Below are 21640 nucleotides of genomic sequence, written 5' to 3' on the forward strand. Positions count from 1 at the left end.
ACGTGAGGGACCGGTCGCTTTGGCCACGACCAGCGCCCAACGACTTCCCGTCCTCATTGTTTGGAGCTGAATCCCCAGCACCGAAAACCCCGGCACCGTGTCAGCTAAGACGGCGGTCACCACTCGGTGAACCAACGGACCCGGGAGGACAAAAGCCAATCGGGCACACCGCCGATCTTCATGCTTCGTCTCCGTTTGAATGATGGCATGCATGAGACCCACCAGTTGTCCATGTTGATTCAATAACCCGCCGCCCGAATTGCCACTGCACACGGACATATCCACCTGCATTAATCGACTGTTCACCGTCGGCAAAAAAGTATTGGGATTTCCAGTCGTGCCAAAGTTGATAGCCGGCCCCCAACCCAATGGATACCCAACGGTAAAGACGGGGTCGCCATAGGTCACGTCCACATCGGCAAACGTGACATGCGCTTGTGGCCAATCCGATTCGGGACCCTGGAGTTGGTACACAGCCACATCCAGGTAGGCATTCGCTCCCTGACGGGCGGCCGACAACTGAACCAGATCGTCCGTCACCACATGGATGATATCCGGGACAATGACTTTTCCTCCCTCTGTACGCTCTACCGCATGCCGCGCTGTCACAATCACTCCCCGTCCAATATGGATTCCCGATCCGCGAATACTGACCGGCAACCCATAATCATTTTCGGAAACTTCAGGCTGATCAGCCGGAAGAATCCCGACTGTCGCCAATTTGGCCTGTTCGATGGCATGAGAAATCGGCATTGCCCGAACCTCTCCCAACCCGGGTAAAAAGCCAAGTCCTACAAAAAAAACAAATCCAATGAGAATCGACCTGTCATAACTCATCTCTACCCCCAGCGTTTCAGAATGGCCCCCATAGTGAGAAACAAGCCCCATCATTCGAACAGACTCACTCTCTCGCGATATTCAACAAAAACTCAGGTAACTTCAGCTTCATCTATACACATCTCAGCCACAAGATCACTGCGGTATTGTTTACCGGATGCGAGCGGCCCTATTGTTTGAGCTACTTGCCCACAATCCCTTCGCTTCAGGATGGATGACCCCAATTCTTCAGCCCACAGTACAGGACTTTCATCTGCTGATAGGAATAATGGGCATTTCTTCCACTCGGGTTTGGCAACACCCAGACAGGCACACCACCAAGGGTAAGCGATTGCAGGCCGACCTGAATGGGGTCTTCAAGAGACCGCTGATTAACACGTGTCGCCTTCTTGGACGAGAGAAGCATGCGAGCAATAGTGATCCCTAACAAGGCCACGAGTCGAGGCTGATAGGTCGAAATTTTTGTGAGTAATGCCTCATGCCCTTGAAGAAAATCCTTTTTTCCCAAATCTTGTATACCCGCAGTCGGCCGGGTAATCAGATTGGTGAGCCCATATCCGAAATCAGGCAATCGCCAATCATCCTGATAGGTCAGCGCAGAGGGAATTAGCCCGGCATCAACCAGCAATTTCCAAAACCGGTTGGAAGATCCGGCATAATGATGACCGACCTCAGCAGATCGCAGACCCGGGTTAATTCCAACAAAGAGAATGGATAACCCCGGAGCCAGATAATCGGGTAGACCTGAATGCGGATGACTTGCGGACATAGGTCCCAGATTCTTAGATGTACAGCAGGTCTTCATACCTTGATTATACAGAGCCAGGGATTTCGCTGTATTAACGAAAACCCTGCTGCCACAATGTATTAAACGTTGGAAGGATACGAGGGGGTTGTGGAGATAAAAGGAAAAGACTAGAAGAAGAATTCCATTCCAAGCGGCCACCCGGCGAAAACTGAATCGCGATTTACTTGGAAGCCAGTTTCGTCTGAATCTCGGAAAAGGTTTTTTCCGCCTCAGGGAGAAGATCATCCCGGTTTGCCGCCCTGGCAAGCTCGAGCGCTTTTTTCGCTAAATCAAAAGCCTCTTGATCCTCTCCCCGCTCAAGACACAATCGTGCGACCACCATGCGAGCATTAATGGATTGAGGATCATTCTGAATCACCCGCCGCAGCATGGCTTCGCCTTTTTCGGAATCTCCTCCAAATAACCCGGGGACTTCGATGAGAATCGTCCCTTTAGAAGAGAGGGCATCCATATGGTTAGGATTGAGCAGAAGGGTCTTGTCCAGAGCTTCCATCATTCGTTTATATTCAAACACCGAGAAGAGTACTTCTCCATTGGCCCGCATGCGCTCACCAATACTACAGAACAGGGCAAAATACGCCTCCGATGAACCCTCGTCGAGTTCCACAGCTTTTTCAGCCAATTTTCTCCCGCGCTCAAAGTGAGCCACCCGAACCGATTCGTCCTTCGCCAGCCGGCCTTTCTGGCACTCATCCATCGCCTGTTGCGTCAAAGCCTGAGAAGATTCCTCACCCCAGACTCCAGGGATCACCAACCAGGAAAGCAGCACACTGGCAACCAAAATATACAGCATTCGATGAATCACGGTCATATTGTCCAAGTCCTTTGTCCGCTACTCTGGTGAATTTCAGCCAAAAAGAGGGGTACGGAACGCAAAGAAAATATTTTATACCAAGTGAAATGCTCATGCCAACGCCTAGGAGCGTAAATTTTCTCACCGAGTTTTTCCTGCGGGAGGAACCCTCCCCGTTTGGAGGAGGAAAAGGAGAAGAGTGGATGGCCACTGCGAATACTGTCGGTTGCCGGAACAGCTCTTTACCTAAGTGGAGTCCCGCGCCGATTGAAGCCACCTCGCGGCCCCAACACCCGCAGCATGGCCACTGGCAAAACAGGCCGTCAGAAGATAGCCTCCGGTTGGCGCTTCCCAATCCAGCATCTCTCCCGCACAAAAGACTCCTGGCAAGATGCGAATCATCAGTTGCCCGTCCAAGACTTCAAACGGTACTCCGCCTGCCGTGCTGATCGCTTCCTCCAACGGGCGTGGGGCGACAAGACGTACCGGCAGCGATTTGATGGCCGTCCCCAGCAGCACCGGGTCGGCAAAGTCTTTCTTGGGCACATATTCCCTCAGAAGGCCGGCCTTCACCCCGGAAATACCAACCCGGCGCTGCAAGTGGCTCGCCATCGAGCGTGAACCACGCGGCCGGGATAAGTCTGAAATGAGGCGCGAGGCATCCCGGTCAGGCGCCAGATCCAATCGAAGAAGCGCCGTGCCCGTTTTCCCAATCTCGTCACGTATCCATGCCGAAATCGCATAGATCACGCCTCCCTCAATGCCGGTCTCCGTCACGACGAATTCGCCCTGTTGCCGAAACTCAATGCCCTCTGGGGTGATTCCGGCAACGACAACCGGCTTCACGGGATGCCCGGCATAGCGGCCACGAAGGTGCGGGCTCCAGTCGACATCAAAGCCACAGTTCGCCGGCTTCAGCGGTTCAATGGAAACACCACGTCCGGCGAGCAACGGCACCCATGCCCCATCGGAACCGAATCTGGACCAACTGCCACCACCCAACGCCAACACCACCGCATCAGCAGAAACAAGTCGATCTCCTTTCGGCGTGGCAAACCGGAGAGCTCCGGTCTCGTTCCAGCCATCCCACCGATGTCGCACGTGAATCGCCAGACCGTGCTGGCGCAACCGGCGTAGCCACGCGCGCAAAAGAGGTGCGGACTTTAGGTCAGTAGGGAACACGCGGCCGGATGTTCCAATAAAAGTCTCCACACCAAGTTCACGAGCCCACTTGCGCAACGCATCCGGGCCAAATTCGGCGAGCAGCGATTGGATCTGTCCTTGCCGAGAACCATACCGCAAAATAAATTTCTCGAATGGCTCGGAATGCGTCAAGTTGAGCCCACCCTTCCCCGCTAACAGAAATTTTCGACCGACGGAGGCCATGGCGTCATACAGATCCACGCGTGCGCCCATGGCAATCGCAGCCTCCGCAGCCATCAGCCCCGCAGGCCCCCCGCCCATCACCGCAACTTTCATGCTTCCTTGCTTCAACGTCATGGTGGACCGGAATCAAGCGGAAGTAAAAAAGTCTTTTTCACGATACAAGTATGGGCGACCGTCTCTGAGCGTGCATTTCGCATTCTTGCCTGATCCATAGTCTCATCAGATGGTGTGCACCACATCAATCCTCTTTAAAAATAATATGAATTGCCCGAAGGGGACGGTTTTATTAAGATACCTCAAGCCCATATATCACGATGACATCTCCCCCTGGTAAATTTCACAAGACAGGAGAACCGAATTCAATGGAGCAGGAAGAAATTCGACAATTGTGGGCCGACGGTGAGGATTGGGTCATCAAGCGCCAACACAATCAATACTTCCATCGTCCGGATGGAAAATACGGAGACTGGAAACCCGGACTTCCTCCCGGCGTTGTGAAGCCGGACGTCGACACCCTCTTCGATGATTAAGCGATGGGATCTCCCTCATCTCAGAAAAGAGATTCCCACATCTAAAAATATTTCATTTCCTCTGACGAACAAATCCAGAGAAAGTACTCCCACGATTCCATGCGATTTTCTGGACGAATCATTGGCCTGCTCAAGGAGTACATGCATGACTTAGTCGAGCAAGCCAAACAGGAGGAAGCAGCCCACGCCAGCTTCGGCTTCGCTTCCCAACCCTATCGGGCGGACGAGGCCATCTCTGATCTCCTGGCTATTTTGGATGACCGTATTGAATCAGAAGGCGTCCAGGTTGGCCTTCCCATCGAATTTCTTCACCAGATGTGGACCCTGTGCAACAAAGCGACCACTCACATTTCGGAAACCGTCTGGTTGCGGAAAAATCTGGATCAGGGCACCGGATCGAAAGCGGAAGTCCGGCAACTCACCTACCAAGCCCTCATTGCATTCCTGGAGGCTCAACCCGAAGAAGACGAGTCTGGAGAAGCGACTCCCAACTGAATGGCTATCCAGCCATCCCACCTCCTGACATGGCGTCGAAGCCATCCCTGTTCTTCCAATTGCCCGACAATCTCAGATTCATCTTCCTCCAGCAACCCGGACAACACCAACTGCGTATGCAGACCCCGCATCCTGGAAAATTGAGGCATTACTTGAAGTATGGTTCTGCGATCAAGATTAGCCAGAATGACATCAAATGATTGATCGGGTAGCGTGGCCAATTGGCAAGAGGACAGTGTCAACTCTTCTTGAATGTTATTCACGGCTGCGTATTCCCTGGCACAGTCCAGCGCCGTCGTATCCACATCAATTCCCAGCGCAGTGGTCGCTCCCAGTCGCAATGCAGCCATCGCGAGAATGCCACTCCCCGTCCCGACATCCAGCACCCGCATGCCTGGAACCCACTTAACCCCTTCCAACCATTCGAGAATTAATTGGGTCGTAGCATGATGACCGGTCCCAAACGCCTGCTTGGGATCGATGACCAATTCCACTCCATCCCGTGGCATGTCCATGGTGGCCCAACTCGGACGGATTCCAATTCGACGGCCGATACGAATAGGTTGAACGGAAGCCGCCCAGGTCGCATTCCAATCCTGAGCTTTCACTGGATGAAACTGAAGTGAGCCTTCCGGGGGGACAACACCCAGCGTGCTGATCGCCGACCGGACCTGCTGAAGAATGGCTGCTCCATTCTTGCTCCAATAGAGCACAACCGATCCCTCCGCTTCCCATGCTCCCAGAAACTCCTGGCAATCCAGAATCCCCGCTAACTCAGCGGCATCCACCGAAACGGGAATCGTCATTTCAAAGACAGTCGCATCCATAACAGCTATTCCATCGTTCAAACGTTTCCCAATTGTACGCTACTGCTGCCACTCATTTCTCACCGGAAGGAAACAGAAGGCCCTGTTCAAATAGACGCAAGTCGCGTGGAGAGCAAGGAGTGCGTTGAGGACTCTGTGTCATGAGAATACGACTAACCGCATGATTCAACAGGCTCTTCACCAATTTCTATTGACGGGATCATGCAGAGCGGCTAATGTCCGCAGGCCCTATGGAATGTACCTCTGCCGATAGACGAGAACAAGCGATACTTCGCCTCATTCACCGCACCGAGCGGATGCAGGCGAAAAGCGCCATCGCCAGCCAACAGTTCAGCCGATGGAGAATGGGAATATTCCTTGCCGGGGCCGCAATCACGATCGGGGTATATCAACAGGCCTGGTTTCATACCGGTAATGGACTTCTTCTTATCTTCCTCATCGGGTTTCTCACTATATCCTGGTTTCACCAGCGATTGAAATCCCGGTTGCATCGATTACAGCTCTGGTTGGAAATCAAAGAAGACAGCTTCGCTCGCCTGCAACTTGATTGGCCTCATATATCGGCCAACGAACACAAGGCCCCTGAGCGACATCCATTCGCCATAGACCTCGACCTCACGGGTCCGCATTCCTTACTGGCCCTGATCGACACCACCTTTTCCTCCATTGGTCAACAGCGCGTCGCCACCTGGCTCTTTCAATCCAATCTTCCCGAATCGGACGGGCTATCATGGACAACCAGGCAGACATTGGTCAAAGAACTCACCCCGCTCTCCCGTTTGAGGGATCGCTGTCTCTTAGCCACCCGGCTTATTAGCTCCGTTCGGCTAAATGGAACCCGCATTATTGCCTTGCTTGAAGCGCCCGTCTCCATCAGTCATCTATCCCTGATTATCATCGCCGCATGCGCTCTGACGAGTCTCACCATCGCCTTAGGACTCTGGACGCTCCTCACGGGAGCACCGAATTTTTGGCTGCTTCCCCTGATCCTCTATATTGGAACGTATTTTCTCCTTTCGGGATCCATCCACCCGCTGTTTGGCCGGGTGCTCGCCCTCCATGAAGAACTGGAAAAACTTGTCAGCGTGATTACCACACTTGAACGATCAACATTCCTCAATCAACCAACCATCCGACAGGTCTGCCAGTCGCTGTTGACCCAACAACATCGTCCCACCCAGAGCCTCAAACAGCTTAGTCGTATCTGTCAGGGGCTGAGTGTGAAAGCCCACCCGCTCATTCATCTCGGCCTTAATGCCCTGGTGCCCTGGGACCTGTGGTTTGTTGGAAAACTCAATCGCCTCATCACGCGCCTTCGCACGGCACTTCCTGACTGGCTGGATACCATTGGCACACTTGATGCCGCCAGCGCCCTCGCGCGTTATGCCTATCTCAATCCGGATTATCTCTGGCCATACCTTGAGGCAACAAATACTACCCCGGACACACGAGGCCTCACCGCACGCGGCCTCGGCCATCCGCTTATTGCGCGTGCTCATCGCATTACCAATGACCTGGAATTACGAGGGGAAGGCCATCTCCTGCTGGTCACCGGTTCGAACATGTCCGGGAAAAGCACATTCCTGCGGACAGTGGGCATTAACTTGTGCCTGGCCCAGGCAGGAGCCCCGGTGTGTGCCGAAATATTTTCCTGGACCTGGTTACGTCTCTATTGTTGCATACGAGTCACGGATGCGCTGGACGAAGGTTTGTCGTATTTTTACGCGGAGGTCAAACGCTTGAAAGTTATTCTGGAAGCGGTGGAAAGCCCCAATCCTGATCCGGTCCTTTTTCTCATTGATGAAATCTATCGCGGCACAAATAATCGCGAGCGGCTGGCGGGAAGCGAAGCCTTTGTGCATGCGCTGCAACAGAGCCGGGGACTGGGAATGATTTCAACCCATGATTTGGAACTCACAGGACTGGCCAGTGGAAACGGACATATCCGGAATGCCCACTTTCAGGAAACTGTCGAAGCAGGCACGTTGCACTTTGATTATCAACTTCGACCGGGCCCCTGCCCGACCACCAATGCCCTCCGCATCATGGCCCAGGAAGGTCTACCGGTCCCGCCCGAGCACTCCGCAAATCCGCAAGCCCCAAAATAGAGGGTGCCAAACTCCCTCCTGCCTCCCCCAATTGCACATTGTCATTTTGAGCCCACGGCGAAGAATCTGTGCCCGGGTTGAAACGCCTCGAGGCCCAGCCAGATCCAAAGGACGGAGCAGTACCACAAAAAACCTCCGTCAAAAAACGATGCAACTGGAATTTAAGGAGTGATGAGGCGAACTTCGCTTTGAGCCTGATCGGTTTTAGAACCGGTGGAAGTCCCGCAATGGGCACAGAGATATTCGTAGAGACTTCCGGTAGGGAGCACTAAAAGAAGACGTTCACGGGCCGGTGTCGCGGTCTGACATTTTGGACAAAACAGCAACGACGCTCGAAGCGATTCGAATTGTTTGGCTTGGCCCGAAGGAGCCGGTGGACGAGCCCCACCCATCCGTGGGGCGGGTCGAGGACCTGTGGGAAATGGCAACCTGGGCATACGCAGATCTTAGCGAAGGGCTATAGCTCGGTCAAGGTTGCGTAGCATGAGTAAGAAGACCGTATGTGGCATAACTCAACATTTCGAAGCAGACCACTCACGCGTCACAATCACCCACCCGTGCTCCCTGTGATTGAATGCGATCACTCCGGGTCCACTCCTCGCCGCTTGCCGATTTCTTGCGCAATAATGGCCTGCCAGCCTTGATTAAATAAATCTCGTGTGGCCTGTATCGTGGGGATGGGAAGGGGACCCGCTTCATGGGCCAAACGGAGTTGCTCAAAATTATCCATCATGAGCGTCAACTGCTTAGCGGTGAACTCATTCGTGTGATCGCTCTGTGCACGCAGTCGCAGGGAGCGAAGCTCGACCAGATAGTCCTGATAAAAAACCTGATCCCACGAATAGTGAGCCTGCGATTCTCCAGCGTGGGTTTCGAGTCGAGTTAAAAAGGCGTCCATCTTTTTCTGCAGTGATGTCGCAGTCCGGTCCATTTCGGGATCATAAGAGGAAATCAATGTGACGTGGCAACCAACCAGCCCCAGTTGGACACAAGCCAAAACCCATAGAAACCATCGAAAACGAAATGCGGAAGGAAATGCCATGATGTCAGGTACCATTGGAATATTCGCCTTTTCGTTAAGATCCTAGGGTGGCAATAGCCCACCAGACATGACTTGTTTTTGAGACCCATTCCTTCCCGGTCGGATAAAGCACCATTTTGGGAAATGAAACAGCTGCGTCAGAATGTATTCTACTCACCTGTGCGCATTTGTCTACTGGGCTTCAATGAAAAATCGATTCTGACCCAACCTCATACTCTCAACGGCCACAGAGGATTGTTGTGTTGGATGCCACCGCTGATTTCACAGATACACCTGCCAACTATTGCGATAATCTGCATGTTAGCTCGCCCGGCTCCCCCTCCATTAGTACAAACGATTCTATTCCAGACGGAAATTATCGACATACAGAGAAAATTTCTCCGGTGGGTTAATGGCAAAGAGTCGAACATTCTTAATCGCGGCGAGATCCAATTCACGGCCAACCGGGGCATGGCGAATGTCCCCCAACGGAATGTGTATGTGATTAAGGCCAGGCGAAATTGTGATGACCTGATTAAACCGATCCGCATAGTCGTTAGTATGCTGTGCATCATGAATTCCAATGACCAGGGATTGGACTCCCGGCAATTCTGAATACACCTCAAAGTGAAAACGCGAAAACCCTCGCCAATCCGGATAGGGCTCCTCAAGGCGAATACCTGGGTAGTGGTTCGTGTAAAACACCACGTGCCCCACGGTATCGACCCGTGGCTTCCCCCAGCCTAAGGGCGGAGCAACGATCTGAACGGCAGAGTCCCTCCCTTTGACAAACATCATTTCCCATGCGGAAGAAAACTGAACGAGTGAAGGGAATCTGGCAGCCCGATCCCAATAGGCATAGGTCCAGACGAGCACAGGACTCAGGGCAACCACCACAAGCAACCCGACCCCGGCATGAACCAGTTGTTTCCGTGGGGCCACCCGCCATGTTGCAACACGTCCCGTCAGATTGGGATCGTATGTCATGAAACATCCCAAGGCACTCACAGCTCCCAGAGCATCCAGAAGGAGGTCCGACCATTCGGCAAAACGAGTCGAACTGAAGAATTGTATCCCTTCAGTCAATGCACCCAGAACCACAGCCCCGACGAAGGCCATGCCATATTGGCTACCCACAGACCAACCTCGAGGCTCACCAAGCTGCCGTGCCAAATACAAAAGGATGATGGCCACACCACCAAATAATGGAACATGACAAAAATCGTAGAAGGCTTTCAGGAGAATGGTAGGAGAGGGAACCGGAATCCACAGGAGGGCGATACAACCAAAGAGGGCCAAGGCCAGACCCGGGACCATTAACCGGGATGCCATGGATTGCTGATTGGATTTCCGGCCTGTTCGGTTTGTCACAACACGTTCGATCAAGCCAGACTGACTACTGAGGCGATATCGGCAGACGGCACACCGTTGCGGAAAAAAATGGGTTTGGATGTGTGAGCGGAGATCCGTTCTCCCGGCAAAATAATGCCGACCAGATTTAAGGGATCGGCCGCGGACAGAAGAATTTCTTGCGCTCCGGCTTGAACATCACGGCGCACCGCCCGTAATGATTCCACTGCCTCCGGCAGTGCGAACTGTTCCCCCGTAAAGCCGGTCACAAACCGGCCACCCCGCATCTCGCCTCGCCATTCCAGCTTTCGGTACTGCACCAGCAGTTCGCGCCAGGTCACCGGCAAAGATTCTCGTTTGATCAGATCTCGAAAAACTACGCCATAGCGATGTGCCAATTGCCTGGCCCACTGTTCATGCGGGTGAAGACGAACGGGCGGCTCCTCATCATGTGCACCAGGGTCACCCTGGAACAGATCCCACCGCCCGACGCTGTGCCCCGGACGTCGCGCGCGATCCTTGCCCTCGGCACGCCGCCGTCGAGGATCAAGCAGGGCCCGCATGGGATCAAACCCGTCAGCGGTCACCAACCCTGCTGCCACCAATTCCCATAAGGCCTGCTCCACTTCGGCGGCCAGATGTCCCGTTCGACCGGTCAGATCCGCAAAAAAACATGCGCCACGACGATCCAGACAATCTAAGACAGCTTGAGCCACGCCACTCAAATTCAGGCGGACGCCAAGCGGCCCTGCAGATGTGTCAGGTTTGGCCACCGCCAATATCCAACCCACATCCTGTCGTCGCAAAAAACTAATGGGAGCCAGCCTGGTCGGAGTCAGCGGGCGGAATGCCGGAACCGGCGCTCCTAAGTCCAAGGCAAAATCTCCTGTCCCCTGCCCTTTCCCCACCACAGGCAAGAGGGCGGCCTTACTTTCCGGAGGGGTCAGGCGTCCCCAGACCACTTCCCCGCGCAGGCACAAATTATCCAGCCATTCAGGCTGGTATTGAGCCAGGCGGGTTTTGAGGAGCGAAGGTTCCCACGCGGAAGCCGGCGCTTCAAATCCTGCCAATTGGTGAATCACCTCACGCAGACCGGCTTCTCCGTGTAATTGTGTTCCGGGCGCTCGATGCTGCCATCGAAAGAGAAAGCGCATAAAGTCTGACGCGGCGACCGGTTCAATTTCCCGGCGCAAGGCCGTCACGGTTCGGCGATGAATGCGAGCCAAAAGACTGCGGTCACACCATTCTTCGTCGAAAGCCTGTCTGTCATTCCCCTGTTCTTCTCTCGTCGAAGAACCGGTCGATGCCTCAAGGCGGGAAGAGGAACGGAAATGACCTCGAAGGACCAGGCCTTCTCCTTCCAATTGCAAGAGAGCCTGCTGCACCAGTGCTGTGGGGATGCTCAACTTCCCGGCCAATTCGCCAGCGGTCACCGGACCGATATGCGGGATCCAGCCTTGCACGAGATCCCGCGCGGCGGATTCTGCCGTGACCGATTGTTCCTCCACAAACGTGGACAGTGAATCCTGCAGACCGGCGATCACGTGTGCCCTTGGGAACAAGGCCTGAAGACGCGTCAGATGTTCTCTGGTGGTCCAACCCTCAACCCCCTTCGTTTCCGAAGATCCCTCAAGAGGCACCCGGAGTACCAGCACACGGCCATGCGACAGTAGCGCATCTCCATACTCCTGCCACGGCTCACTCATTGCCAATGGCAACCACCCCAGAACCTGAAGCACATCGAACAATTCATCAGCATCGCGAACCAATGGCCAGGCTTCATCAACCACCGCCTCAATAGCGGCACCATCCAATGTCCCGATGTTCCCGTCAAAGCTGGTGGGTGCCGTTCGTCGAAGATTCACCGCGCGAGCCCGTCGCTCCTCCAGCGGCGCATCATCCAGGAAGGCATAAGGATTGGCATTCAAAATTTCATGCGCGAAGAGAGAGGGCACCGGCGATTCCACGACCCGCACCTGAATCTCGTGATTTTCTATCCGTTCGAGCACCTGTCGCAGGCCCACCAGGTCCATGGCCTCTGTTAAACAATCACGCAGCGTTTCCTGGACCAACTGATGATCCGGCACCGGAATATCTCCGACGTGATTATCCCCGCAGGCCGCCGCCATCGGAAATGCCGCCGCTAATAAATCTTCCGCCCGCATCCGTTGAAGATGCACCGGCACACGTTTGCCGTTTTGAAACCGCAACAGCGCCAATGCACGGGTCACATTCCATCTCCAGCGTGTCAGAAACAATGGAGTTGCCAGCGTGGCTTGTATGAGCACTTCTCGCACCGTGTTGGGATGCACAAATCCAAAAATGGCCTCAAGGGGAAAACTATGCTGCTCACCAAGCGACAGCACCAACCCGTCATCAGTGGCCGCCGCCTGCAGTTCAAAATCAAAATTCACACAAAATCGTTTGCGTAATGCCAGACCCCACGCGCGGTTGAGCCTGCCGCCAAATGGCGCATGTAGCACCAGTTGCATTCCCCCGGCTTCATCAAAGAATCGTTCGGCAATCACACAGGTCTGCGTCGGCACGGCTCCAAGAATCTGTGTGCCTCCGGCCACATAGGCCAGCAATTGATCGGCACCCGCCGCATCAACTCCGCATTCTTCATATAACCAATGCCGCGCCGTCTCATTTCCGGAAGCCGCACCCTTCTCAATCAACTGAAAGATCTGCTCTCGCACCTCCGCCACCGCCTGAGATAATTCAAACGACCGGGAAGGCGCTTCCCCTCGCCAGAAAGGAATGTTAGGGGGGGCGCCATGCGCATCTTCCACGCGGACTTTTCCGGTTTCAATTCCACGAATGCGCCAGGAGGTCGTGCCGAGCAACATAATATCTCCAGCCAGACTCTCAATCGCAAAATCTTCGTCCACCGTCCCCACCACGGTTCCATCCGGTTCCGCCACAACCTGATAGGTCGCCGTTTCAGGAATCGCTCCCCCGGAGGTCAACGCAGCCAACCGCCCTCCACGTTTTGGCCGAAGCCGGCCTTCATGACGGTCATAACTCATCAACGCATACAGCCGTCTGCGACCCGGCACAAATCCTTCGGCGACCAACTGCAGCAAGGACTCAAAGCTCTCCCACGTTAAATCCCGGTACGGATAGGCTGACCGGCACAAGGCAAAGAGATCACGCGCATCCCATTCCTGCGCCGCAACCTCTGCAATGATCTGTTGGATCAAAATATCCAGCGGGGCAGATGGAATCTCAATGGTTTCCAATTGACCCTGCCGGATCGCCCGGACCACCGCCGCGCATTCGACTAATTCATCCCGGGTCGTACAAAACAGTCGTCCCTGTGGTACAGCCCCCACCTGATGCCCGGCCCGCCCCACACGCTGAAGACAGGTAGCAATCGCGCGAGGCGATCCGATCTGACACACCACATCAATAAAACCGATATCGATCCCCAACTCTAAGGACGCGGTCGCCACCATCACCTTAATCCGGCCCGTCTTTAATCGTTCTTCCGCATCCAAACGGAGCTTCCGTGACAAACTGCCATGGTGGGACGCTACCTGGTTTTCGCCTAAGCGTTCTTCCAGATGATGCGCTACACGTTCCGCCATCCGGCGCGTATTCACAAACACCAGGGTCGAACGATGCGGCCCGGCGATGTCGGCAATTCGATCATAAATCTCCGACCAAATCGCATTCGTGGCGATCGCGCCCAATTCATCCTTCGGAACTTCCACCTGCAGGTCCAACCGGCGCCGATGGCCGATATCCACAATGTGGCAATGCGATGAGTCAAAGAGGGAAGGTTGCTGATCCTTAGCACGAGACGCAGATTCACCCAATAAAAATTGTGCCACTGTTCCTAACGGTCGCTGCGTGGCGGACAGGCCGATGCGCACCAACCGCCTGGAGGTGACGGCATCCAATCGCTCAAGAGACAGCGCCAGATGGGCGCCACGTTTATTCGGTGCGAGGGCGTGAATTTCATCAACAATGACCGTATGCACACCGGTCAGGAGTTCCCGGCTTCGCCTGGCGGTCACCAGCAGAAACAACGACTCCGGGGTCGTGACCAAAATGTGAGGCGGATGCTTGAGCTGTTGCTGCCGTTGCGCGGCGGGCGTATCCCCGGTCCGGACCTCTACCCGAATTCTCGGTCCCAAAAACCCGGCAGACAGGGCCATCTCGCTGATCTCAGCTAGTGGCAGTTCTAAATTTTTATGGATGTCATGACTCAGCGCCCGTAGCGGGGACACGTAGATAACCTGAATGCCGTCCTCCAACTCCCCGCCAATCGCCTGTCGCAATAAATGGTCGATGCAGGTGAGAAAGGCTGCCAGCGTTTTCCCGGAGCCGGTAGGTGCGGAAATCAGCGCATGCTGTCCGGAATGAATGGCGGGCCAACTGGCTCGTTGCACATCGGTCGGCTCACCCAACCGGGTCCTGAACCATTCTTGAACAACCGGATGAAATGAATGAAGCGGCATACAATCAGCCAGATTCTCAGATTCCCGACGTCACAGGTCAATGAACGTAAAACAGCCCTGTTTGCAGAAAATAGATAGCGCCTCGTGGGTAGAGAATAGGAAATTGTAGAAATGCGACTCGGCTTTTTCACCCACACCAGGATTGCAATAGGTCACTTCCGCACCGACCTCACCAAAGCCCGATCGGTCAAACGCCTGTTGCCTTCTCATATACAGCGTCGCTAAACGAAAAGCGTTGTCGCCTCGCTCGACCCGTGTTAGTCTTACCGTCAACAATCGATTAACCGTCACTCTCAGGGGAGTGGCCCCATTATATACTTATGCTCTTTATCTGTGTGACCTGAAAATTTTTGAAAGTCGAGATATCGCATTTTGGTGAATTCCAGTTGTGTTGTCCTGCAAGGATTTTTCTCTCCTGCCTTTCAAAATTTTTCGGGCATTTTATCTCGATATGCGACATGATGGTGGTGTAGTCTAGTGGCTGTATCTCTGAGCTACGACCGATAACATGAGGTCGGCTCGGAACAATGACAAGCCAATCCCTCTCCAAACATTATAAACATTCAGGTTTCTTCTTTTCTAATGAGTGGACCATCAGCTCATCCTATCAGAAATGATATTCAGGGCCTTCGCGCCCTGGCAATATCCATGGTACTCATTTTTCATGCGGGCTTTCCTTTTTTAAAAGGCGGCTATATCGGTGTAGACGTGTTCTTTGTGATTTCTGGGTACCTCATCACACGCCTGCTTATTATTGAAAGGGAAAAACACGGTCGCGTTAATCTTCTGGCATTTTACGCCCGTCGCATCCGGCGACTTCTTCCCGCGGCCTCAGTGGCGCTGGCAGGGACATCCTTAGTGGGCTTCTTTCTTTTTTCCCCCCTTGAGCAAAGTAATCTGATTCGGTCTTTTTTCGCTTCTATACTCTATGTCAGTAATCTGTGGTTTGCTTTTCAGGCAACCGATTATTTAGGGGAGGATACCAATGCTGACCCTTTCCTTCACACATGGTCGTTATCGGTGGAGGAGCAATTTTATCTCATCTGGCCTTTTCTCATCTTATTGGCCACCCTCAAAAAGACCGGAAGCAACCATTCCTTCAAACTGACTATCTTAATCGGATCGGTGTTTGTCCTTTCGTTTGTTTCCAGTTTAATCATGGGAGGACTTTACCAACCCTGGGCGTTTTTTGGATCTCCGTTTCGTGCCTGGGAATTTGCAACCGGTGCGCTCGGATTTCTTCTTGTTCACAGAAACATGCACTTGCCTGAACCACTGCATAAACTGGGCGTATCGATAGGAATTGGGGCCATCCTTCTCGCAGGAATTCTTTATGACAAGTCAACACCCTTCCCCGGCCTTTATGCCTTGCTTCCCACAGGGGGAACACTGCTGGTCCTGATTGGAGATCATCAAAAAAACTGGTTCGTGGATGTATCCAGGATCCCCTGGGTCCGGTGGTTAGGCGATATCTCCTATTCTCTCTACCTCTGGCATTGGCCTCTTATTGTGATCCCCCTGTCATTAACAGGAGAGCTATCCTTATGGGAAAGAATCGGGTTGGTAGCCCTGTCACTCGCTCTGGGAGGTTTTTCCTACAAATACATCGAAAACCCGATCCGTTTTAATGCAACGCTTGCACGTTCCACCTTTAAAGGGCTAGCTCTCGGGGCCACGTTAACAATTTTTGGTATTGCCCTGACCTTTACGCTAAGAGGTTTTGTAAAGGCCGAACTCAACACCCCTCTGCAAAAAGATATTCTTGCCGCACGTTCACTCATCCCAACCGTCTACCAGGATGGGTGCCATGCCTCCTATGCCGACATCGAATTTTCAGAATGTAGTTATGGGGTGCCCTCTTCCCAAAAAACCCTTGTCCTGTTTGGTGATTCACATGCCGCACAATGGTTCCCCGCTATTGAGGCATTTTCAAAGCAGCATGGATATAGGCTTGTGTCCTTGACCAAGTCGGCTTGCCCTTCCGCACACATCATTCCTTACAACGCAGCTTATGGCCGATCCTATACAGAATGTGGAGCCTGGCAAAATCTTGTTCTTGAACGGATTGCCCAAGAACGTCCGCTGTTGGTCATTTTGAGTAATTCAAGCCGCTATAGCAGCACCAGTGGACATTCGAGTGCTAACCCCGAATGGTGGATCGGGGGGATAAAAGAAACACTCGCCACGATTCAACGGACAGGGGCTCAAGTCGCGATAATACGAGACACTCCAAGTTTATCCCATGATATTCCAATTTGCCTTTCGCGGGCGGCCTGGGGAGGAACTCCGTTATCAAACTGTGATGACCCGAAGACTCAAGTTCTCAACCAAACATTTTTCGCATTGGACCAGGAAGCAGCCAAGGACTTTCCAACAGTGCGCTTTGTGGATTTTTCAGACATTCTTTGTCCGGGAGACAGCTGCCCGGCACGAATAAATGGTCATACCGGCTATAGGGACCAACATCATCTTGCCATCCCTACGGTGCTTGACTTGGCCGAATCCATGCATGATGAGCTAAGAGATATCCTGCAGTAACACATTCGTTTTTCCGGAGCCGGTGGGTACGGAAATCAGCGTATGCTGTCCGGAATGAATGGCGGGCCAACCGGCGCACTATAACGGTCGGCTCACCCTGCCCGGTCGTGAACCATTTTTGAACAACCGGATGAAACGACTAAACCGGCAGAGAATCGCTCATGGCCTCAAGTGAGGGACTTCCAAGGTTTGAAGGTTTGGTGGAAGGGGATGAACGTATTGGAGGTACGCATTTCCAGGAAGAACAAACACGGCCGATACCAGCAGATGATGGACGGCGATGACCGCCAAAATGAACCAATGGTCTTTCACGAATCCAAGGCAAAAATTCCGCATTCTGACCCAACAGGTTAGGATCAGTTGAAACCACTATGCAAACCAGATGTATTATTTTCACATCCTGGTCCAATTTTTTTTCGTCCAACCCCAACCAGTTCCTGACTGATCAGAATAACCAACATGAAAAACTCTGCCGACCGGATACAGCCCAACATGTTCATTGCGTCTCACTTCTGTCGTTGCGCTTCACGGGCGATGCCCCTGATCATCCCCCGAAACACCAATTCGTGAAGCGGCCAGACTCCATACCAATACACCAACCCGCTCAGACCGATGGGGTCAAAACTGGCGGTTTGAGTAATCTTCGAGCCAGCGTCATCAGCTTCCACCAGAAACTCGAGCCAGGCCCGTCCGGGCAATTTCATTTCGGCAAAGAGCCGAAGGCGCGCCCCCGGTTCAATGGCTTCCACCCGCCACCAATCCACCACATCGCCCACGCGCAACCCTTCCGGATCACGACGGCCACGGCGAAGCCCGACCCCACCCGCCAAAAGATCCAACCATCCGCGAAGCGTCCACAGCCAATTGGCAAAGTACCAACCGGTTCGACCGCCGATACGCTGGATCGGACGAAAGGCGACGGCAGGTGGAACCGGCACGTGTGACGTGCGCACATCGAGCAGGCGGTTGCCGAATCGTACCCCTCCGTACTGACGCACATCCCCAGCCGCAGACTGCGCATCCGACCAACGTGACGCAGCCAGTTCCCGCTCCTCATGGCGCAACGCACGCGCAATCGCATCACGGACGCTGATGGGCTCGATCGCAAAAAGACGGCGCGCGGTATCATCGCGAACCACCGTAGGATACTTAATGCTTTGGATGAGCTTACGTCCGACGCGCGCATACAATGGTGTGACAAGACCAAGCCACAGACTCGACAATCGCGGCGTCAGCACTGGCACAGGAATCATGAGCCGCCGCAATCCCCGCTGGCGCGCATACTCCTGCATCAAATCTCCATAGGACACGACATCGTCTCCCCCGATCTCCACAATACGGCTTTCAGGAAGCGGCACGTCGAGAGCGGCATAGAGATAGGCCAGCACATCATCAATTCCTATTGGTTGGGCGGGTACACGGACCCAGCTCGGTGTCAGCATGACCGGTAATCGCTCAACCAGAGTGCGGATCATTTCAAACGACAGACTGCCGGATCCCAGCACGATAGAGGCACGCAACTCCATGACCGGCACGCCGGAATTCCGGAGAATCTCGCCCACCTCATGTCGGCTACGCAGATGGGGCGACAGAGACTCACGGTCGTCGCCAAGCCCTCCGAGATAGATGAGGCGTGTCAGGCCCGCGGCGCGAGCCGCCTCGCCGAAGTTACGCGCGGCACGGCGGTCCGTCTCCTCGAAACTGCCGGATGCCCCCATGGAATGCACCAGATAATAGGCGGCTTCCACATTGTGCATTCCCCTGGCCAGGCTGTCGGGATCAAGCACGTCTCCTGCCACGACCTCAACCCCGGAACCAACCCGGGAATGAAGATGCTCGGGTCTCCGCACGAGACATCTCACATGGCGACCCTCTTGCTCAAGGCGGCCGAGCAGCCTCCCGCCCACATAGCCTGTCGCTCCTGTCAGAAGAATCATGGGTATGATGCTCCGCGAGTATTCGATCTTTTCCATCGTACCAGGAACAAGACATGGGATGTGTATTGGTTGGTTGTTCGTCATTCTGAGCCCATTCGGTTGACCTCAGGTCAGACTCTGCGAGGAATCTGTGCCCAAGGCGAAAGGCCCTTGCGGCTCAGCTAGATCCCTCGGGGACCTCAGGATGACAAGGAAATTAAATGAGACAAATCGTGCCTTTTCAGATTGTCATTCTGAGCGATAGCGAAGGATCTGTGCCCCCGAATGGACACCTCATGTCTAAGCCAGATCCTTCGATGGACCTTGCCGAATGGGTCAGGATGACAGCCGGGAATAATTCTTTCATTGTGCGTATGGGGAGGAATCGAGGTATAATGAAGCTGTTCCTCCATACAAACGAAGGGCCGTCTTTCCATTGGCCCGTTGAAATGCCAAGAGGTTCGGAGTATGGCCACCAAGCTCTATTCCACACATCACAACACCCTCTCCGGGGTTGCTGACAGTCCGGCTTCCCGCTCCAGACAAGACACCACAGCTCGCCAGGTACTCCGCTCCGGGACCGGCCAATTAGCCGTTGAAGAACCGCTGGAGATCCGCCTGGAGTATTGGACCAATGGAGTTCCACAACAGAAAAGCGTGTCAATCACCATGCGGACTCCCGGACACGATGTGGAACTGGCCGCAGGATTTCTGTTTACCGAAGGGATCATTGCCGGATGGAACGACATCAAACACATTCGCCCATGCGGACCAATCGTCGAAGGCGAGGACTTTCAGAATATTGTGCGAGTGAAGCTGCACTCCACGGTGACAGTAAAGACCACGACCATGGACCGGAATTTTTATACCACCTCCAGTTGTGGAATCTGCGGAAAAACTTCCATCGAGGCCCTCAAAATCAACAACCAATTCGGCCAAACCATTAAACATCTCACCTCCCCTTCCGTCACACCAAACATGCTATTCTGTCTGCCGGAACGGATGACGGCCCGGCAACTGCTCTTTCAGCAAACGGGAGGCTGTCATGCCTCAGGCCTGTTTGATGAGAAAGGCGCTCTGCTCTGTGTGCGGGAGGATGTCGGGCGCCACAATGCCTTGGATAAAGTGATCGGGTGGGCGCTGATGAATAACCTGCTGCCCTTACACAATCATGTGGTTCTTGTGAGCGGGCGGGCGAGCTTCGAACTGATGCAGAAATCCTCCATGGGCGGCATTCCGTTTGTTGCCGCCGTGGGCGCACCCTCCACACTTGCGGTGCAAATGGCAGAAGAATTCAACATGACCCTGGTGGGATTTTTAGACCGGCGACGCATGACGGTCTATCACGACTCCGGACGAATACAAGACCACCAGGCCCCACAATCAGAGGACACAGGTGGACGAACAACGCGACATACCGGAAGCCCCGTCAACTCCGACGTGGGAAATCCCGATCGACGATTCCCGCGACCTTAAACTTGACGCACCCTCCAGGTGTGCCGGGGGTCTCCCAGCCATTCTCACTTCCCTACAACACACCACGCATGAACCGGGCTTGAGGCGAGGTGGCCAGGCGCTCCTGAAGGTCAATCAAAAGCAGGGGTTTGATTGCCCGGGCTGTGGCTGGCCCGATCCCGATGGTGCGCGGGCCATCACCGAGTTTTGTGAAAACGGCGTCAAAGCCGTCGCCCACGAAGCCACCACCACCGTCATCACCAAAGAATTTTTCCAACGACATTCCCTTGAGCAACTGGGCCGGCAATCGGATTATTGGCTCGGGCAGCAGGGACGCCTCATCCGTCCGATGATCAAGCGGAGCGAAGATACGCATTATCATCCCATCTCCTGGACCTCGGCATTTGACACCATCGCCGGGCACCTCAATGACCTCGACGATCCCAACGAAGCCATCTTCTATACATCCGGGCGCACCAGCAACGAAGCCGCCTTTCTCTATCAACTCTTCGCGCGACTCTATGGCACCAACAATCTGCCCGATTCCTCCAACATGTGCCACGAGTCCAGCAGCGTGGCGTTAAAAGAAGTCATCGGCATCGGCAAAGCCACCGTCACGCTCGATGATTTCGACAAGGCCGACGCCATCTTCATCCTGGGACAAAATCCCGGCACCAACCATCCGCGTATGCTCGCCACACTTCAGCAGGCAGCCCGGCGGGGCTGTCAGATTGTCAGCATCAACCCGCTTCCTGAAGCCGGCACCACCCGGTTCATTCATCCCCGGGAAGTCACCAACTGGCTGGGCCAGGGAACCCCGATCGCCACGCTGTTTCTCCCCGTCAAAATCAACGGCGACGTCCCCCTGCTCAAAGGCATCATGAAGGAACTGCTCATGCGGGAAGCCAGGCAGCCGGGCTCCATCCTCGACCTGCCGTTCATCCAGGAATACACCGAAGGCTTCGACCACTTCGCCACCGTCCTTCTGAACATGCCATGGGAGCAAATTGAGGAAGGCAGCGGCATTGCGCGGGAAGACATTCAAAAGGCCGCCGATATTGCTGAACAAGCCAGGAGTATCATCTGCACCTGGGCCATGGGCATGACCCA

Annotated in this window: 16 protein-coding genes; 6 read left to right on the forward strand and 10 right to left on the reverse strand. The window is 54.1% G+C overall.

From position 1 onward, the window contains the following. From AAH187_RS00380 to AAH187_RS00395, 4 genes are all read right to left on the reverse strand, one after another. On the reverse strand, nucleotides 1-891 hold an 891-nt coding region (locus tag AAH187_RS00380), incomplete at its 3' end, for a serine protease (RefSeq protein WP_342346447.1). Between the two features lie 151 nt (nucleotides 892-1042). Next, a complete protein-coding gene (locus AAH187_RS00385) occupies nucleotides 1043-1606 on the reverse strand; it encodes a mismatch-specific DNA-glycosylase (protein ID WP_342346448.1) in 564 nt (187 codons plus the stop codon). Nucleotides 1607-1805: 199 nt separating this feature from the next. Beyond that, a complete protein-coding gene (locus AAH187_RS00390; RefSeq protein WP_342346449.1) occupies nucleotides 1806-2456 on the reverse strand; it encodes a hypothetical protein in 651 nt (216 codons plus the stop codon). A 228-nt stretch (nucleotides 2457-2684) separates the two neighbouring features. Further along, complete coding sequence (locus tag AAH187_RS00395; protein WP_342346450.1) at nucleotides 2685-3917, reverse strand: TIGR03862 family flavoprotein; 1233 nt, start codon at nucleotides 3915-3917, stop codon at nucleotides 2685-2687. A 269-nt stretch (nucleotides 3918-4186) separates the two neighbouring features. On the opposite strand from AAH187_RS00395, the gene AAH187_RS00400 reads away from it, so the two are divergent. Both AAH187_RS00400 and AAH187_RS00405 read left to right on the forward strand, forming a co-directional pair. Continuing rightward, entirely contained in the window at nucleotides 4187-4354 is a 168-nt protein-coding gene (locus AAH187_RS00400; RefSeq protein WP_342346451.1) for a hypothetical protein, read from the forward strand. A 99-nt stretch (nucleotides 4355-4453) separates the two neighbouring features. Next, the gene (locus AAH187_RS00405; RefSeq protein WP_342346452.1) at nucleotides 4454-4849 is read left to right on the forward strand and encodes a hypothetical protein; all 396 of its coding nucleotides are present in this window, start codon (nucleotides 4454-4456) and stop codon (nucleotides 4847-4849) included. Here AAH187_RS00405 and AAH187_RS00410 read toward each other — a convergent pair. Next, on the reverse strand, nucleotides 4807-5676 hold the full coding sequence (locus AAH187_RS00410) for a 50S ribosomal protein L11 methyltransferase (protein WP_342346453.1): 870 nt from the start codon (nucleotides 5674-5676) through the stop codon (nucleotides 4807-4809). The two genes, AAH187_RS00405 and AAH187_RS00410, sit on opposite strands and share 43 nt — an antisense overlap. A gap of 230 nt (nucleotides 5677-5906) precedes the next feature. Between AAH187_RS00410 and AAH187_RS00415 the strand changes: the two genes are divergently transcribed. Next, nucleotides 5907-7784, forward strand: coding sequence for a hypothetical protein (locus AAH187_RS00415; RefSeq protein WP_342346454.1), 1878 nt, complete (start codon nucleotides 5907-5909; stop codon nucleotides 7782-7784). A gap of 161 nt (nucleotides 7785-7945) precedes the next feature. On the opposite strand, the gene AAH187_RS00420 is transcribed toward AAH187_RS00415, so the two are convergent. The 4 genes from AAH187_RS00420 to AAH187_RS00435 form a co-directional block, all read right to left on the reverse strand. Further along, a complete protein-coding gene (locus AAH187_RS00420) occupies nucleotides 7946-8221 on the reverse strand; it encodes a hypothetical protein (protein WP_342346455.1) in 276 nt (91 codons plus the stop codon). Between the two features lie 143 nt (nucleotides 8222-8364). Then, nucleotides 8365-8841 (reverse strand): hypothetical protein, encoded by a 477-nt coding sequence (locus tag AAH187_RS00425; RefSeq protein WP_342346456.1) that lies wholly within the window; start codon nucleotides 8839-8841, stop codon nucleotides 8365-8367. A gap of 324 nt (nucleotides 8842-9165) precedes the next feature. Then, complete coding sequence (locus AAH187_RS00430; RefSeq protein WP_342346457.1) at nucleotides 9166-10137, reverse strand: VanZ family protein; 972 nt, start codon at nucleotides 10135-10137, stop codon at nucleotides 9166-9168. Between the two features lie 50 nt (nucleotides 10138-10187). Further along, a complete protein-coding gene (locus AAH187_RS00435) occupies nucleotides 10188-14621 on the reverse strand; it encodes a DEAD/DEAH box helicase (RefSeq protein ID WP_342346458.1) in 4434 nt (1477 codons plus the stop codon). Nucleotides 14622-15203: 582 nt separating this feature from the next. Between AAH187_RS00435 and AAH187_RS00440 the strand changes: the two genes are divergently transcribed. After that, entirely contained in the window at nucleotides 15204-17159 is a 1956-nt protein-coding gene (locus tag AAH187_RS00440; protein WP_342346459.1) for an acyltransferase family protein, read from the forward strand. A gap of 506 nt (nucleotides 17160-17665) precedes the next feature. Here the strand turns inward: AAH187_RS00440 and AAH187_RS00445 are convergent. Next, nucleotides 17666-19096, reverse strand: coding sequence for an SDR family oxidoreductase (locus AAH187_RS00445; protein ID WP_342346460.1), 1431 nt, complete (start codon nucleotides 19094-19096; stop codon nucleotides 17666-17668). 447 nt (nucleotides 19097-19543) lie between these two features. Between AAH187_RS00445 and fdhD the strand changes: the two genes are divergently transcribed. Both fdhD and AAH187_RS00455 read left to right on the forward strand, forming a co-directional pair. Beyond that, nucleotides 19544-20551 carry a formate dehydrogenase accessory sulfurtransferase FdhD gene (gene fdhD, locus AAH187_RS00450; RefSeq protein WP_342346461.1) on the forward strand — a complete coding sequence of 336 codons (1008 nt, stop codon included), beginning with the start codon at nucleotides 19544-19546 and terminating at the stop codon, nucleotides 20549-20551. A 79-nt stretch (nucleotides 20552-20630) separates the two neighbouring features. Beyond that, nucleotides 20631-21640 (forward strand): molybdopterin-dependent oxidoreductase (locus AAH187_RS00455; protein WP_342346462.1); only part of this gene is annotated, 1010 nt, incomplete at its 3' end.

The organism is uncultured Nitrospira sp., from assembly GCA_902500695.1.
GTDB lineage: Bacteria > Nitrospirota > Nitrospiria > Nitrospirales > UBA8639 > Nitrospira_E.

Excerpts from the sequence above, each read along its gene's own strand:
- AAH187_RS00385 (WP_342346448.1), bottom strand. The coding sequence starts at position 1,606 with ATGTCCGCAAGTCATCCGCATTCAGGTCTACCCGATTATCTGGCTCCG.
- AAH187_RS00390 (WP_342346449.1), bottom strand. The coding sequence starts at position 2,456 with ATGACCGTGATTCATCGAATGCTGTATATTTTGGTTGCCAGTGTGCTG.
- AAH187_RS00395 (WP_342346450.1), bottom strand. The coding sequence starts at position 3,917 with ATGAAAGTTGCGGTGATGGGCGGGGGGCCTGCGGGGCTGATGGCTGCG.
- AAH187_RS00400 (WP_342346451.1), top strand. The coding sequence starts at position 4,187 with ATGGAGCAGGAAGAAATTCGACAATTGTGGGCCGACGGTGAGGATTGG.
- AAH187_RS00405 (WP_342346452.1), top strand. The coding sequence starts at position 4,454 with ATGCGATTTTCTGGACGAATCATTGGCCTGCTCAAGGAGTACATGCAT.
- AAH187_RS00410 (WP_342346453.1), bottom strand. The coding sequence starts at position 5,676 with ATGGATGCGACTGTCTTTGAAATGACGATTCCCGTTTCGGTGGATGCC.
- AAH187_RS00415 (WP_342346454.1), top strand. The coding sequence starts at position 5,907 with ATGGAATGTACCTCTGCCGATAGACGAGAACAAGCGATACTTCGCCTC.
- AAH187_RS00420 (WP_342346455.1), bottom strand. The coding sequence starts at position 8,221 with ATGCCCAGGTTGCCATTTCCCACAGGTCCTCGACCCGCCCCACGGATG.
- AAH187_RS00425 (WP_342346456.1), bottom strand. The coding sequence starts at position 8,841 with ATGGTACCTGACATCATGGCATTTCCTTCCGCATTTCGTTTTCGATGG.
- AAH187_RS00430 (WP_342346457.1), bottom strand. The coding sequence starts at position 10,137 with ATGGCATCCCGGTTAATGGTCCCGGGTCTGGCCTTGGCCCTCTTTGGT.
- AAH187_RS00435 (WP_342346458.1), bottom strand. The coding sequence starts at position 14,621 with ATGCCGCTTCATTCATTTCATCCGGTTGTTCAAGAATGGTTCAGGACC.
- AAH187_RS00440 (WP_342346459.1), top strand. The coding sequence starts at position 15,204 with ATGAGTGGACCATCAGCTCATCCTATCAGAAATGATATTCAGGGCCTT.
- AAH187_RS00445 (WP_342346460.1), bottom strand. The coding sequence starts at position 19,096 with ATGATTCTTCTGACAGGAGCGACAGGCTATGTGGGCGGGAGGCTGCTC.
- fdhD (WP_342346461.1), top strand. The coding sequence starts at position 19,544 with ATGGCCACCAAGCTCTATTCCACACATCACAACACCCTCTCCGGGGTT.